Annotated in this window: 11 protein-coding genes; 6 read left to right on the top strand and 5 right to left on the bottom strand. The window is 39.7% G+C overall.

Annotated elements, in window-relative coordinates; genetic code table 11:
• Positions 1-118: 118 nt before the first annotated feature.
• Positions 119-2,575: a glycerol-3-phosphate 1-O-acyltransferase PlsB gene (gene plsB / locus B0X70_RS02445; protein ID WP_036778119.1), complete on the top strand. Its 2,457-nt coding sequence runs from the start codon at positions 119-121 to the stop codon at positions 2,573-2,575.
• 49 nt (positions 2,576-2,624) lie between these two features.
• Here plsB and ubiA read toward each other — a convergent pair whose 3' ends face one another.
• The 3 genes from ubiA to pgi form a co-directional block, all read right to left on the bottom strand.
• Positions 2,625-3,479 carry a 4-hydroxybenzoate octaprenyltransferase gene (gene ubiA / locus B0X70_RS02440; protein ID WP_217470809.1) on the bottom strand — a complete coding sequence of 285 codons (855 nt, stop codon included), beginning with the start codon at positions 3,477-3,479 and terminating at the stop codon, positions 2,625-2,627.
• 27 nt (positions 3,480-3,506) lie between these two features.
• Positions 3,507-4,019, bottom strand: a complete 513-nt coding sequence (ubiC, locus tag B0X70_RS02435; protein ID WP_217470808.1) for a chorismate lyase — start codon at positions 4,017-4,019, stop codon at positions 3,507-3,509.
• A gap of 188 nt (positions 4,020-4,207) precedes the next feature.
• Positions 4,208-5,854, bottom strand: a complete 1,647-nt coding sequence (gene pgi, locus B0X70_RS02430; protein WP_217470807.1) for a glucose-6-phosphate isomerase — start codon at positions 5,852-5,854, stop codon at positions 4,208-4,210.
• Between the two features lie 298 nt (positions 5,855-6,152).
• Here pgi and lysC point away from each other — a divergent pair, with 298 nt between their 5' ends.
• The 5 genes from lysC (at position 6,153) to B0X70_RS02405 (ending at position 12,250) form a co-directional block, all read left to right on the top strand.
• Positions 6,153-7,532: a lysine-sensitive aspartokinase 3 gene (gene lysC / locus B0X70_RS02425; RefSeq protein ID WP_217470806.1), complete on the top strand. Its 1,380-nt coding sequence runs from the start codon at positions 6,153-6,155 to the stop codon at positions 7,530-7,532.
• A 656-nt stretch (positions 7,533-8,188) separates the two neighbouring features.
• Positions 8,189-8,323 carry a phosphopantetheine-binding protein gene (locus B0X70_RS25865; RefSeq protein ID WP_217471658.1) on the top strand — a complete coding sequence of 45 codons (135 nt, stop codon included), beginning with the start codon at positions 8,189-8,191 and terminating at the stop codon, positions 8,321-8,323.
• Entirely contained in the window at positions 8,320-9,522 is a 1,203-nt protein-coding gene (locus tag B0X70_RS02415) for a D-alanyl-lipoteichoic acid biosynthesis protein DltD (protein WP_217470805.1), read from the top strand. The genes B0X70_RS25865 and B0X70_RS02415 overlap by 4 nt, the downstream gene beginning before the upstream one ends.
• Positions 9,523-9,665: 143 nt before the next feature.
• A complete protein-coding gene (locus tag B0X70_RS02410) occupies positions 9,666-10,790 on the top strand; it encodes an MBOAT family O-acyltransferase (RefSeq protein WP_217470804.1) in 1,125 nt (374 codons plus the stop codon).
• On the top strand, positions 10,787-12,250 hold the full coding sequence (locus B0X70_RS02405; RefSeq protein ID WP_105394552.1) for an AMP-binding protein: 1,464 nt from the start codon (positions 10,787-10,789) through the stop codon (positions 12,248-12,250). Before B0X70_RS02410 ends, B0X70_RS02405 begins: the two co-directional genes overlap by 4 nt.
• 171 nt (positions 12,251-12,421) lie before the next feature.
• Here the strand turns inward: B0X70_RS02405 and B0X70_RS02400 are convergent, their stop codons facing one another.
• Positions 12,422-13,459, bottom strand: a complete 1,038-nt coding sequence (locus B0X70_RS02400) for a phosphatidylglycerol lysyltransferase domain-containing protein (protein WP_217470803.1) — start codon at positions 13,457-13,459, stop codon at positions 12,422-12,424.
• A complete protein-coding gene (locus B0X70_RS02395) occupies positions 13,443-16,010 on the bottom strand; it encodes an aminotransferase class III-fold pyridoxal phosphate-dependent enzyme (RefSeq protein WP_217470802.1) in 2,568 nt (855 codons plus the stop codon). The genes B0X70_RS02400 and B0X70_RS02395 overlap by 17 nt, the downstream gene beginning before the upstream one ends.
• Positions 16,011-16,059 lie beyond the last annotated feature (49 nt).

Below are 16,059 nucleotides of genomic sequence, written 5' to 3'. Positions count from 1 at the left end.
ACCAAATGTAAGGTTATTTGACACTTTCCCCTTTTATTATTGTCTTAACACAACAGATCTCAACATCTGTTTCTGGTATGCTGGCAACGTGTTGCTAACAAGAGGCTTCAAGATATTTATGTCAAGTTGGCGTAAAATATATTATAAATTATTGAATTTACCACTAAAAATACTGGTAAAGAGCAAACTTATCCCCACAGATCCTATTACCGAATTGCGACTTGATACGACACGCCCGATTCTGTACGTGCTGCCGTATCATTCCAAAGCAGACTTACTGGCATTACGTCAGCAATGTCTTGAACAGGATCTGCCGGACCCATTAAATTCACTGGAGATTGGTGACACTGAACTTCCTAGCTATGTATTTATCGATAATGGCCCACGTGTATTCCGCTATTGTGCGCCAAAGCAGGAATCCGTGAAAATTTTCCATGATTACCTAGATCTTCATCGCAATAATCCAAATCTGGATATCCAACTGCTGCCAGTTTCTGTCATGTTCGGCCGTTCCCCGGGACGCGAAGGGCAGAGCGCTCCACATTTGCGGCTACTCAATGGTATCCAAAAATTCTTTGCCATTCTCTGGCTAGGCCGAGATAGTTTTGTGCGCTTTTCAAACACAGTATCTCTACGCTATATGGCAACTGAGCATGGCACTGACAAGACGATTGCCCATAAGCTGGCTCGCGTGGCACGAATGCACTATTCACGTCAACGCCTGGCAGCCGTTGGGCCACGCCTGCCGGTTCGTCAAGAGTTGTTTAACAAGTTACTGGCATCGAAAGCAATAGAAAAGGCGGTCTCCGATGAGGCCCGCAGCAAGAAAATCTCACATGAGAAAGCCCGACAAAATGCCATTAATATGATGGAAGAGATTGCGGCGGATTTCTCTTATGAAACGGTACGGCTGTCAGGCCGCGTACTGGGTTGGACCTGGAATCGCCTGTATCAAGGGATCAATGTTCACAATGCTGAACGCATCCGCCGTCTGGCACAGGATGGCCACGAACTGGTTTATGCGCCCTGCCACCGTAGCCACATGGATTATTTGCTGCTCTCCTATGTGCTCTATCATCAAGGCTTGGTGCCGCCCCACATCGCCGCTGGCATCAACCTGAATTTTTGGCCGGCAGGGCCAATATTCCGCCGCCTTGGCGCATTTTTCATCCGCCGCACTTTCAAGGGTAATAAACTCTACGCCACGATATTCCGGGAATATCTAGGTGAGTTATTTGCCCGAGGTTATTCTGTTGAATACTTTATGGAAGGCGGTCGCTCCAGGACTGGTCGTTTACTCGATCCCAAAACGGGTACGCTGTCCATGACGTTACAGGCGCTGTTGAGAGGCGAATCACGCCCAATTACCATTATTCCGATCTATATCGGCTACGAACATGTGATGGAAGTTTCCACCTATGCCAAAGAGCTGCGTGGCGCAACCAAAGAGAAAGAGGGCTTTTTCCAGATGATACGCGGTTTGCGCAAACTTCGTAATCTGGGGCAAGGCTACGTCAACTTTGGCGAACCCATCCCGTTGATCCAATACCTTAACAACCATGTTCCTAGCTGGCGCGATTCTATTGATCCAATAGAATTCCATCGTCCCGAATGGTTCAATCCGACAGTCAGTCAACTGTCTGAAAAGATTATGGTAAGCATTAACAACACTGCGGCGGCTAACGCGATCAACTTATGTTCAACTGCCCTGCTTTCGTCACGTCAGCGAGCACTAACTCGTGAGCAACTGCTTGAGCAACTGGATTGTTATATACAGCTCATGAGCAACGCGCCCTACGCTGCCGATGTCACTGTACCAAAGAAAACCGCAGAGGAGTTGTTAGAACACGCTCTGCAAATGGATAAGTTCGAGGTAGACAAAGACAGTATGGGTGACATTATCATTCTGCCGCGTGATCGGGCAGTTTTGATGACCTACTACCGCAACAATATTCAACATCTCTTAGTACTGCCATCGCTGATTGCCTGCATCGTGATTCATCATCGCCGCATCAGCCGCGAAGCGTTGTTAAACCAGGTCGCGATCATTTATCCACTCCTTAAAGCCGAGCTGTTTATGCGTTATAGCAAAGCAGAATTGCCAGAAGTGGTTAATACACTGATCAACGAACTGACCCGCCAGTGCCTTATCTGCAACAAGGAGCATGGCATGCTGGTGCTTAATCCAGCACGTATCCGCCCCCTGCAATTACTGGCAGCCGGTGTCCGTGAAACACTGCAACGTTATGCCATCACCCTCTCTTTACTGAACGCCAACCCAATAATCAGCCGGGGAGCGCTGGAAAAAGAGAGTCGGATGTTAGCGCAACGTCTGTCGGTATTGCATGGCATCAACGCACCTGAATTCTTTGATAAGGCGGTATTTACTACGTCGGTAAATACACTACGTGAAGAAGGTTATATCAGTGACAGTGGCAATGCGATTACAGCAAATACCCACGATCTGTATCAGGTATTGGGTGAACTGATGTCACCTGAGATTCGTCTTACGATCGAGAGTGTTAGTTTGCCGCCAGAGCATAACGATACCGAAGAGAGTGCCAAGGAAGGATAATCTTCTTAAATACTGGTGATAATGGTTATTCACATTATCACCAGATATTTCAGACATAGCTGAAAAAAATGCCAAGGAATAGCACCAGACCTACATAGTTATTATTGAGGAATGCCTGGAAACACAGTGTTCTTTCCCGGCCGACGATCAGTTTCTGCTGATAAATAAATAGCGTACCCGCAAGCAACAGTGACCAATAGTAGATACCGCCCAGATTCATCATATAACCCACCAGCGCTAGCACCAGTAACATAGCGAGTTGCAATAACCCTATAATCAATTTATCGAAACGACCAAACAGGATAGCTGTGGACTTAACGCCAATTTTTAAATCATCGTTTCGATCGACCATCGCATATTGTGTATCATAAATAACCGACCAGAAGATATTAACCAGGAATAATAACCAACACTCTAATGGTAAAGACTCACTAACCGCAGCAAATCCCATAGGAATAGCCCAACCGTAAGCTGCCCCTAGCACAAACTGAGGAAGATGACTAAACCGTTTAACAAAGGGGTAAAACCAAGCCAGAGCCAACCCAACAACTGACAACCCGATCGCCATTTTATTCAAGGTCAGCACCAGCCCAAAAGAGATCAGCGCCAGCACGGCAAACAGGAGCTTACTCTCTTTCTCACTGATGGACCCACTCGGCAGAGGACGTGCTTTTGTACGTTCTACGTAACCATCAAATTTTCTGTCAGCAAAATCATTGATTACACATCCCGCTGCACGCATCAGAAATACACCGGCAGTAAAGACCAATAATATGTGCATATCCGGAATCCCTTTCCCGGCCATCCACAAGGCCCAGAAAGTCGGCCACAACAACAATAATGCACCTATAGGCTTATCAATACGCATTAAACGGCAATAGGCCAGCCATTTACTTTGCGCCATACTTCCCGCCACTTCGGTTTCCCCCTTTTAAATTTTACCTTTATATACAGGTGATTCAGGTAAAAAGACTTCGGTTAATAATAATGGCTTGCCTGATAACCTTAGCAATGATCGTCTTGCCCAACGGTTTACCTGCTGCCCCACATGAATATAGTCCCGCGTCAATTTATTACCACTAAAAAGATATCGCCCCAGTGGGACTGTTCCTAAATCAACCAAACTTTCATCAGGGCCGGTTAATGTCGCTTCCGGGATTAACGTCCGCCCCAATAGCCAAGGGATATTATCGCCACACAGCACGATCTCACGCAGCCAATATCTTTGACTCGTTGGCAAACACTCACTTTCATCAGAAAGTTGTTCGGCGGTAATAAAACATTCTCTGAATGGTATGATACACACACGATTACAATATTGCTCAAAACGGCGAGTCATTGAGCCCAATTCCATCAACCAATCTAAAATCTCATCAGACAAAATGGGCGAATCCACCGAAAGCCATTGAATAGGCGCCGTTGTTAATATTGAGTCAGTTGACATACGATTTTCCATTAGGACAAATTTCTTTTATCCGGAAGTACAATTGATAACCGCTGAGAATACCACGTTGTAGGTATACAGAATAAAAAGTTATAACAAATTATATAAATATTATTGAGTAAAAATAAGCGAATTATGATGAACATAATTCGCTCATATCAATTAACTTTCTGATTCAGAGTAAGTGATTAACGCCATGCTTTAAAACGATTAATCAATCCATTTGTTGAACTATCGTGGCTGATAACTTCTTCACTATCCTCAAGCTCCGGTAAAATACGGTTAGCCAATTGCTTACCTAATTCAACTCCCCACTGATCAAAAGTAAAGATGTTGAGAATCGCCCCTTGTACAAATATCTTATGTTCATACATGGCAATCAACGCCCCCAAACTAAATGGGGCAATTTCACGTAACAGAATAGAATTAGTCGGGCGATTTCCTTCAAACACTTTAAATGGCGCAACATGTTCAACTTCAACCGCACCTTTACCGCTAGCAACAAATTCAACATCCACCTGCTCACGAGATTTACCAAAGGCTAATGCTTCCGTCTGAGCAAAGAAGTTAGATAACAATTTGTTGTGATGGTCGCTCAATAGGTTATGGCTGATGGCTGGCGCAATAAAATCGCAGGGAATCAATTTAGTTCCCTGATGAATAAGCTGATAGAACGCGTGCTGACCATTCGTTCCAGGTTCTCCCCAGATGATTGGGCCAGTTTGGTAATCTACTGGATGACCATTGCGATCGATATATTTACCGTTAGATTCCATATTGCCTTGCTGAAAATAGGCAGCAAAGCGATGCATATACTGATCGTATGGCAGAATCGCTTCAGTTTCCGAGCCAAAGAAATTGTTGTACCAAACACCAATTAACGCCAGCAATACAGGAATATTCTGCTCAAATGGGGTATTGGCAAAGTGCTGATCCATTGCGTGCGCCCCACTAAGCAACTGTTCAAAATTTTCAAACCCGACAGAGAGTGCAATAGATAAACCAATCGCTGACCACAATGAATAACGGCCGCCAACCCAATCCCAAAACTCAAACATATTTTTGGTATCAATACCAAATCGCTTAACTTCCTGCTCATTTGTAGAAAGTGCCGCAAAATGCTTTGCAATATGTCCTTCATCACCCGCACTTTTTAGGAACCAGTCACGGGCAGAGTGAGCATTGGTCATCGTTTCCTGAGTAGTGAACGTCTTGGAAGCAATGAGAAATAGCGTCGTTTCTGGGTTAAGCGCTTTCAAGGTCTCCGCAATATGGGTTCCATCAACATTAGAAACAAAATGCATATTCAAGTGATTCTTATAAGGTTTCAGCGCTTCCGTCACCATATAAGGGCCAAGATCTGAACCACCGATACCGATATTCACCACATCAGTAATCACCTTACCGGTATAACCTCTCCACTCGCCATTAATCACGCGCTCACTGAAATCTTTCATTTTTGCCAACACCGCGTTGACCTGCTGCATAACATCTTCCCCGTCAACCACAATCGGGGTATTACTGCGATTACGTAGTGCAATATGCAATACAGCGCGATCCTCAGTACGATTAATTTTCTCACCAGAAAACATACTCCGAATAGCCCCGGCAACATCCGTCTCTTTAGCAAGCGCCTGTAATTTTTCTAATGTCTCCGTTGTGATGCGATTTTTTGAAAAATCTACCAGAATCTGGTCATCGAATGTCGCTGAGAACTTAGCAAAACGATTTGGGTCCTGTTCAAACAATTCACGTATGTGAATATCCTTTATCTGCGCAAAATGCTGTTCTAACGCTTTCCAAGCTGAGGTTTGACTAGGATTAATATTTTTCATAGCTATGCTCTCTATCAACTGACTGTAATTAATTGGGAGTAAAGAAAGATTGTAACCTGTAATTCTATGATTCGAGCCTCTTTTCCTTTAATCACTGATATTGGTCAAAACGATTAGGTTTTTCTAGTTCTATTTGCTGAGGTATACAAAAAATAATTACTGTTCTCTACTATCCTCAATTTATTTTATGATTCTTATCGCGTCATGAAAGATATTGATGTCACTCTTCACCCCGTTGACTCAAACCCGTTAACCCGATATTTCTAAAAGACTATCCAGTTAACAGAAGGTTATCGCAATGAGTGCTGTTTCATCCCAATGCCCAGAAATTGGCGGGCATGTAGTCGCAAAATTTGGTGGTACCAGCGTGGCAAATTTCGATGCCATGAATAACAGTGCAGATATCGTACTGGCAAATAAAGCAGTACGTGTAGTTGTGCTGTCTGCGTCCGCCGGTATAACCAACTTATTAGTTGCATTAGCGGCAGGCTGCGATGCAGATAAGCGGGTTGACTATTTGAAACAGATCCACGCCATTCAATACGCAATAATTGATCGCTTGCATGAATCCGATGCGATTCGTCAAGAGATTAATCGTCTACTGGAAAATATTAAAACCCTTGCTGAAACCGCGTCTCTGGCAACCTCTGCGGCTCTGACAGATGAATTAGTCAGCCACGGTGAACTGATGTCCACACGATTGTTTACCGAATTGCTTCGCCAACGCGGTAAAGATGCCGAATGGTTTGATATACGCAAAGTGATGTATACCGATGATCATTTTGGCCGTGCTGAACCAAACCATGAACAACTTCAATCGTTGGCAACAGAACATCTCTTACTACGTCTAAAAAATACCCTGGTTGTCACCCAAGGCTTTATTGGTCGTGAAGAGAACGGTCGTACCACTACACTGGGGCGCGGTGGCAGCGATTATACTGCGGCGCTCTTGGGAGAAGCCCTTGGCCTGAAACGCGTTGATATCTGGACAGATGTTCCGGGCATTTACACCACTGATCCACGAGTTGTTCCAACCGCCCAACGAATTGATCAGATTGCCTTTGATGAAGCGGCGGAAATGGCAACATTTGGCGCCAAAATTCTACATCCGGCAACGCTGTTTCCTGCTATTCGCTGTGGCATTCCAGTATTTGTCGGCTCTAGTAAAAACCCACAGGCCGGCGGTACGCTGGTCTGTGATACCACAGAAGCCCCACCACAGTTCCGCGCTATTACCCTGCGCCAGAAACAGACGTTACTGACATTACACAGCCTGAAAATGCTACACGCACAGGGATTTTTGGCCGAAATATTTACTATTCTGTCACGTCATAATATCTCGGTGGATTTGATCACCACCTCGGAAGTCAATGTGGCATTAACACTCGACACCACTGGCTCCACCAGCACGAATGGCAGCCTGCTGACCAATGCGCTTATGACGGAGCTTTCGACGCTGTGTCGGGTTGAAGTGGAAGAAGATCTGGCGCTGGTGGCAATTATTGGTAATCAGCTTTCTCAAACCAACGGATTAGGAAAAAAGGTTTTTAGTGTGCTGGAAAGATTCAATCTCCGCATGATCAGTCATGGCGCCAGTAACCATAACCTGTGCTTGCTTGTTCAAGGCAAAGATGCAGAACAAATTGTTCAAATCCTTCATCAGCGTTTGTTTGAATAAGTATAGTTTTTCAGGTAATTGATATCCTTCTCAGTCAGAAGACTGAGGGGATATTACGGTAAGTCCATCATTTGACTTAAAAATTAATTGTGTAGGAATATCTGTTTTTCATAATAGCGAGACTTCCGTTTTCTTCATTATTGTTTTTACTTCATTCTGGCAAGATCAGAAAAAGTTTCTTTTAATTTTTACCATTTATTTTTAAATAGCTTTCTGCTGCAAATCTCCGTGTGAATTAGTTAGCATTTTCACTTACATATTTAACTATATTGAGGGACAGTAAATCATAGGATATTTTAAAAAAACGTTATTTTTCTCATTTATTAGGGAAATTATACGTAGAACAATTATATTATCTTGATAAAGAAAGGGCTATCAATTAGTATGCATAACGATTAAAACTGAAACATCGATATTCCATACTGTTTAATAACATATGTAAAATCAATCAAATTAACTGAAAAAACAACAGTTATATTAGCAAGCAAATGTGTTCTAGCTTGTGCGGTAGCTATCATGAATATCAATAAATCATACAAATACAATCTTAGTATAAAAGGATAATATATGGAACTTGAACAGCAAGTATTATCGATAGTCAACAAAATTGCCAGAAAAAATGTTGAATTAGATGATGAACTTTTAAAAAAAATCTAATAGATTCAATCACTACTGTCGATCTCATCCTGGAATTACAAGCAGAATTCGATTGCCACATATCAGCAACTGACGCTGAATCTATTCTCGAAACCCCTAAATCAATCATCAACTATTTAAACAGCTTAAAATGATGTTAAAAAAGATATCTATTAATATTTCAGCATTATTATTCGCAGCAATTATTTTTTCATCGATTATAGTATTTATTAATAGTTTCAATTCGAAAATAGTAGAATACAAATATATTAAAGACGATAATAAATCAACCAACTATCTGCCTACTATTACAGATCAACACAATGCTATTGACTTCTCAAAAGAAAAATCACTTGAATATGGGTTTAAAAATAATCATGTCATTTTATTTGGATCATCTGAATTAACAAACAGAACGCATAAATTTATGTCCTATAATTTCTTAACAAAAAATTTAAATATTCCGACAATCGGCGTTGGTAAAGCGCACTTTGAATTATTAGCAATTTATGGTTATTTATCAGCTTATCAAGAATATTTAAATAAGGATAGCAGAATAGTCATTATCCTATCACCAGGATGGTTTGAAAAAACAGATCTTCTGCCACAAGCATACAATTCTCATTTTCCATCCTATATCGCAAATAAACTCGCAAGTGATGAAAATACAAAAAATATATTTTCCAACTATCTCAATGAAAACAAAAATGACTTTAAAAATTTAAACTCCACCCAATTAAAATTAATTTATAAAGACAATATAGTCTTATCATCAGTTACAAATGCTTTAAATTATATATCAAACGCAAGAGTAAACATCCAAAATATAATAAATGACAATCATAAAATTAAAGCTGAAAATATTTATGTATCTCATGAATATCCTTTAATGAAAAAACAATTTAAAATTGCCAATACCGAAGTTCAATGGCAAGATCTAGCTAATGATGCTAAAAATATTGAACTTAACAATATGAGTAAAGAGACACAATGGGTAAATAAAAAATACTATGAAAAGTATGTAAAGGATAAAAAGATTAAAAAAGCATTCCCTAATGGAGTCAATTACAGCAAAGAAATGCACGCCCTTGACCACTTATTGAATTTATTAGCGAAATATAATGTCGATGCTCTATTTATTATGCAGCCATTAAACCCTTATGTATACACAGATACCAATAACTTTAATCCCGTTGAAAATATTATATCAGAGAAAATAAAATCTCATGGCATGGGGTATTTAAATCTTATTGAAGAGCAATATCAACCAGGAGTATTAACTGATATTATGCATATGGGGGAATATGGTTGGTTATTAACTGATAAGGCTATTGTGGAACATTTTGCGAAATGAAATATTTTATAAAGGCTTTTTTATTATATCTTTTTCTAATGCTTACCTTATTTTATCATTCTGATTCTATCGTCAATGGTAGCAGTGAAGTTAAAGTAAAATATGAATATCAGCAATTTTAGAATAAATAAGGCATAAAAAACATGTTTGCAAATTTTAACTTTTTCATTTATCTATTTTCAGCCTCATTTATTTTTTCCTTATTTTTTCTATTTTTTAATAAAAAAATAAATTCTAAAATTGCATTAAGTGTATTTTCTATTATTTGCTGGTGTATTATTTTCAGATATAAAATTTATATACCTATAGCGTTATCTGTTTATTTCTATTTAATAACTTTAATTTTCAAAAAGAATATAATTAATAAATTAGTATCTTCTCTGCTAATCATTTTACCTTTATTTTTAGTTAAATTAAATTTGGAATTTAGTCATCTACTCGGAGTTATCGGTTTATCCTTTTTTACATTCAGGGCTATAGATGTCATTTTATTCTCCAGTAAACAGCAAAAAATAGTAATTTACGAATATTTTGCTTATTTATTCTTACCATTAGTTTGGCTGGCTGGCCCTATGTATAGATGGAACAGCTTCAAACGTGATTTACTTGAATTACAAGTGCCAGTTTCTTTAGATAAATGGTTTTCCGGTGCCGGACAAATACTATATGGTGTAGTTCAGAAATTTTTATTCGCCGCCATTATCTATAACGTCTTTTTATCTGACTATATTAATAAAGACACTATTGAATCATACTTAATCGTTGCTATAAGTTATAGTTTTTACTTATATTTTGATTTTGCAGGTTATACCAATATGGCTTGTGGCGCAGGCAAGCTATTTGGCATAAACTTACCTATTAATTTCCATTATCCAATTTTAGCCAAAAACCCACAGGACTTTTGGCGTAGATTTCATATTAGTTTATCTGAATGGTTAAGAGACGTCATCTTTATGCCATTATATAAGATGCTAATGGAGAAAGAATTTTTCAAAAACCATAGACTTCTTGCCCAGAATATCAGTATTTTTATCACATTATTTTGTATGGGTATTTGGAATGGGCTAGAGCTTAATTATATTATAAGTGGTGCTTTATTTGGTTTTTACTCTGTAATGCATAATTGTTTAATTAATTACACCAGAGATAAAGAAAACCTCACTAATATCTTAGATACAAAACTCATCTCTTTCTTTGGCAGACTGATAACTTTAACTTTAATTTGTTTCTCTTTATATATATTTAGTGGATACAGTTTTATAAAATGAAATATCTCAACGAATATAGCGAATCAAACTTTGACCTATTGATTAACGATAGAATAATAGCACCTTCTCATCCAGACAATCCCGCCATTGTAGGTTCAGATCAAGTCATTTATTGGCGCGATTTATATGATGAAATTAAAAAGTGGCATTCTAAATATTTAGAACTAAATTTAAACCGCAACACGCCATTGATCTTATACGGACATAAAGAAGCTAATTTTTTAGTTTCAATTTATGCATGTATAACCTATAAGATCCCATTTATTCCAATCGATATAATTTATCCAACGCAACGTTTGTTAGAAATTGCATCACTATCCAACACGCCTTATTACTACGATGTTATTAGCAATACATTCAAAACGACAAACGTTGATTATATTGAGTTTGATGAAGACAGTGTTGCCTATATAATGTTTACATCCGGTAGCACAGGAAAACCTAAAGGCGTCGTCATTGGACGTGAAAGCGTTTATGATCTTATGCGATGGATGTACAATGATTTCAAGCTTGGTGAAAAACCTGTTTTCATGAATCAAGCACTATTTAATTTTGATTTATCCATGTATGAAACATTTGGTACATTGGTATACGGTGGTACATGTATTTGCATTTCTCAAGAAACAACCACTGATTCTGAAAAATTCTATCAAGCTTTAAATTATTATCAGCCAACGGTATGGGTTTCCACACCTTCTTTTTCTTATAAGCAGTTATTATCTCAGGATTTCAATTCCTCCTTTTTAAAAAATCTAAAACATTTCCTATTTTGTGGCGAAATTCTAAGTAAAAATCTCGTTAAGCATTTAAGGAAAAGATTTCCATCTGCCATTATCTATAATACTTATGGTCCCACAGAAGCTACCGTGGCAACAACGTTAATTGAAATTAGCGATCAACATCTCCATTCGGAAATGGAATTATTGCCAATTGGAGAATCAAGATCAGGCTCGACTCTGACATTGGAAAATGATGAAATTGTTATCTCTGGCGCTCATGTAATGAGAAAATATATTGGCGCCAAAGCGGAAGATAATAATAGATTGACAATTAATCAAGATGGGATGAGAAGTTTCCGAACCGGAGATATCGGCAAATTAATTGATAATATCTGGTATTGCTTTGGCAGGGAAGATAATCAAATAAAACTAAATGGATATCGTATTGAGCTACATGAAATTGAAGAAAGGCTGATGAATCTTCCTATCGTTGATAGCGCTGTTGTTTTGCCATTAAAAAAAGAAGATGGTTCTATTGTTCGCTTGGTTGCTTTCTGTAAATTCAAAACCATTATTGATAAGGAAAATTTAGTTAACCTTCTTAAAAAGAATTTACCTTCCTATATGATACCCAGTGAATTTATCAATATTGATAACTTTCCAGTCACCAATAACAGTAAAGTTGATACAAAATCTTTACTGTCAAGATATAACAATAATGAATGTGAAATTATAAAATAATTGACATAAAGCCGAAAATAAAAAGAAAAGCAATTTCAAATATAGACGCTCAGTAAAATAGATTTACCATATAAAACATATCAATAAGCGAGCAATTATACCCTATGACAGGTGATCAGCGCAGTATTTTTATCCCCGACTGATCACCTGTTACCTAACATTAAGAAAAGGCTAAATACTATTAGTCGTTCGCAATGTTGACCATAATGCTTTCATAGCTTTTCCTCGGGGGAAAGCAATATATTCCGGTTCAATTAACGATGGCCGCCAGCTCATTTTATATTGACGTTGCGAAGCCGCAGGATAAACAATACCGCCTTTTGATGACAACCATTTGGCAACTTTATAAAAGATCGCTGAGTCATTAATGTATCCCTCCTCGCCGAACTCCACCAAAGGGGTGAAGCCCAAATGCAAGTAGGAAACTATCCCCTCTTTCAGGAAGTCATTAATCGCAGTTTCATTAATAAATTGCATCGTGCCGTCGGGTATATCCGGTTTTTTTCGAGATAGGTTATGAAACCATCCCGATGTCTCCCCCCAAGTATAGCTATAAACAATATATGCCTGAATTTGTTCTCCCTGTGCTGCAACATAGACTCTGTGCTCGCCTGAACTCACTTCTACGGTGTTGAAATCAATCACCAATTTTTTCAGGGCCTTCGCATGTTTTTCTTTCAACCAAAGCTGATTAATATGTTCTAGTTGTGGTTTAAATCGATAATATTCCTCTTGCGAGCAGATCTCTCGAACGGAAATCCCCGCTCTTCTGGATTTACTGATTTTATTTCTAAGCTGCTGAAACCGTTTGCCTTGCATATTATATCCATCAAGACTCAATGAATAACTCGCGCCAAGCTGGTTCACAGAAAAGCCATTATTTTTCAACAATACAAAATCACTCTCATCACCGTGCAGAAAAACCGGGAAAGCCCGCTTTTCTTTGGTGAAGTTGAGAAAAGAGTGCAAAAGTGCAGCTCGTTCTTCTCCAGGAGCCAAAATACCACCTACACACATATGCAGATTTTTGTCCTGAAAGAAACCAATAGCCCCCTTTTGATTAGTAAACCAATACGTTTCACTATTGAACAACAGGCTACTCAACGGGTGCTTTGCATAGCAAAGCATTTTTCTGAGATGACTGTTGCCAAGAACATCCTGAGCGTTCCCGGTGGCAATTATCTGAGGAGCATCAAGCAACATACTCATAACGCTCACCTTGATTATTTCGGGAATACTGGACAGGAATGAACCCATGCTTCCTTGCGATATCCCGAATCGCCAATGCATCATTATAATCAATAGATTTACCGATGCTTTGATGAACACTCACCCCTTCAAGCGCCACAGCGATAGTTTCTGATAAGCAGGCAAGATTTACCCCCGCAGGTACATCGATCACGTTGCAATCGCTATAAGTCACTTTCTCAGGCTGATAGACCAATCCCCCCTCGTAAATTTGATGATTGCCATCCCGAATGAAATCGAAAGGTCTGGCCGCATCAAAAACGATAGCGGAATCTTTTAAGTAATGCGTATTCAAGAAAGGCTTACCTTCACTCGTTGCCGAAACGATAAAATCCGCCTGACTCAAGAAGTGCTCATAACTCTCTATCGCCTCTAAACCAAAAGTATCAACGACTTCAAGAACTTGCTGATGTAATACTTGAGCATCTGTCACCCCCGGATTTTGTTTAAACAGCCATTTTCTCATCTTATCCATGACCGAATCCGGCTGGATAACATCATGTGTTCTTAACACTGCGGAAAGAAGCGCTTTGGTCAGTTCAGAGAGCAAGATGCGCGCTTTATTAGGACGGCTAACCAAAATAATCCGACCAAAGTTATGGGCTAAACCCGTGACTGAAAGCCTGCCTACCGAGCCTCTAGCGCCCACTACCGCCAAGGTTTGCTGAGATGCATTTTCCGTCAACATTGAGCGTATCCCCTCAATCACCGCCACCGCTGTCAGAGAGTTGCCATTAGTCAATATCCTGCCCTGCCGATTATTCACCAAACTATGACCACCGTTAGTAATAACCGAGGTGTAAGCCCCTAAACCGACGATTTCAGCGCCATTTCTCTCCGCCACATCAAGATATTCCTTCATCAATACCGCCCGTTCTTTCGCCGATAATGCCATCATATCTTCGGGACTGATAGGTGAGAAAAGGAGCATACCATTCGCATATGCCGCTGAACTTTCGACACCAAACTCAATAGCGACATCAGGATTAAAATCAATCGAGGAAACCTGCATGATCCAGTCACTGAGCTGTTTCTGCTGCTCCAGCGTGTAATTCTCCTTTATTGACAGGCAATAAGTGTGAGCAAGCTCATTGACCGAAGTAGTATGCATCAAGAAAGCGAATTTCTTACCCTCCGCCAATCCAGAGACAGGCGCTTTAATCTGAGCAATATTATTGTTTCTTGAAATGGGATAACTCACCGAAGGCGGCGGGAGATTCGCAACAGGTACGTCTATCAAGTGTGAAAAAAGAATGTCATATCGTCCATTCTGAACCAGTTGACATACCTCATCAAAAGCCGTGAAAAACGTCTTGATATCCTCTTTGGAAACGTTAAGCGGTGGTTCAAAACGTACAGAACAAGGGCGAGACATTAACGGCATGGTGAAAAGGCCATAATATTTCAATAAGAAACTACAAATGATATAAGCCAGACCACCGCTTCTTTGACTGAAATTGATAAAGATATTGGAAGCCGCTTTGCTGTCCTGTATTTCAAGACCACGCATCAACCCAGCCCCTTGCCAGTAAAAATGCTCCGGGTATTTAGCAGACAATTGTTCAAGACATTCATCAACATAGCGGCTGACTTCTTGAATATGGGTTAACGCTTTACCATCATCTTTAGTCAGATGCTCGATAACAGCAATCCCCATCGTCGCCGCCAGAACGTTATTGGCAAAAGTAGAGCTATGTTTCCTATCAAACTCGGATAAATAAAGCTCATGTGAATACAACATCGCGCCAATCGGCGAGATACCTGCTCCTAACGCCTTGGAAAACAGGATCACATCCGGTTTCAAAGCATAGAGCGTGGCTGCACAGAATGACCCAAGCCTACCGATACCCGTCTGAACTTCATCAAATACTGACAATGTGCCATTCCCTTTACACAGTGCCAAAATCTTGGACAAGGTATCTGGTGGAATAACTTTCATTCCGCCTTCTCCTTGCACCGGTTCAATGATAAATGCGGCAAACTCCCGGCTCTCCAGCTTTCTTTTTATTTCATCTAAATCTTCACTATCAACCTGCTCATATAATTTATCATCGTAAATGAAATCAGCCTTAAACCGATGTGATCCTGTAGCGGATAATGCCGAATAAGTTTTACCATGAAAACTGCGATGCAAACTTAAAATACGCTTTCTGCCAGTAAACAAACGGGTAAATTTAATCGCAGCTTCTACTGTTTCAGCGCCGCTGTTAGTAAAAGTACAGTGGGTATATTTTTCCTTATCTATTTGCTCTGCAAGCATTTCAGCTAATAGCCGTACCTTTTTGTGAATATTGGGCTGAAAGAAGATAGGTTCTTTATTTTCAGTGAATCTATTAATTTCAGCGATAGCGAAATCAGGATTATGCCCAAATGGCAGTGCGCCATATTGAGCCAAAAAATCCTTAACAACCTGGCCATCCGATAATGTAAGCCGATTATCTTGAGCAGACTTAATGTCCAATTCAAGGCCCACAGAGCTTAATAAATTCTCACGATATTGATTAACAAACATAGTTTTCTCTCTTTTTTTAGGTGCACAAAGTCATGCTGTAAACAGCATG

This window comes from Photorhabdus akhurstii, from assembly GCF_019090985.1.
GTDB classification, from domain to species: Bacteria; Pseudomonadota; Gammaproteobacteria; order Enterobacterales; family Enterobacteriaceae; genus Photorhabdus; species Photorhabdus akhurstii.
This window is presented reverse-complemented; position numbering and strand designations above follow the sequence as displayed.

What these genes read in the sequence shown, in the direction of transcription:
- pgi (WP_217470807.1), bottom strand. Translation starts at nt 5,854, where the DNA reads ATGAAAAATATTAATCCTAGTCAAACCTCAGCTTGGAAAGCGTTAGAA.
- B0X70_RS02410 (WP_217470804.1), top strand. Translation starts at nt 9,666, where the DNA reads ATGTTTGCAAATTTTAACTTTTTCATTTATCTATTTTCAGCCTCATTT.
- B0X70_RS02405 (WP_105394552.1), top strand. Translation starts at nt 10,787, where the DNA reads ATGAAATATCTCAACGAATATAGCGAATCAAACTTTGACCTATTGATT.
- plsB (WP_036778119.1), top strand. Translation starts at nt 119, where the DNA reads ATGTCAAGTTGGCGTAAAATATATTATAAATTATTGAATTTACCACTA.
- B0X70_RS02400 (WP_217470803.1), bottom strand. Translation starts at nt 13,459, where the DNA reads ATGAGTATGTTGCTTGATGCTCCTCAGATAATTGCCACCGGGAACGCT.
- lysC (WP_217470806.1), top strand. Translation starts at nt 6,153, where the DNA reads ATGAGTGCTGTTTCATCCCAATGCCCAGAAATTGGCGGGCATGTAGTC.
- B0X70_RS02415 (WP_217470805.1), top strand. Translation starts at nt 8,320, where the DNA reads ATGATGTTAAAAAAGATATCTATTAATATTTCAGCATTATTATTCGCA.
- ubiA (WP_217470809.1), bottom strand. Translation starts at nt 3,479, where the DNA reads ATGGCGCAAAGTAAATGGCTGGCCTATTGCCGTTTAATGCGTATTGAT.
- ubiC (WP_217470808.1), bottom strand. Translation starts at nt 4,019, where the DNA reads ATGTCAACTGACTCAATATTAACAACGGCGCCTATTCAATGGCTTTCG.
- B0X70_RS02395 (WP_217470802.1), bottom strand. Translation starts at nt 16,010, where the DNA reads ATGTTTGTTAATCAATATCGTGAGAATTTATTAAGCTCTGTGGGCCTT.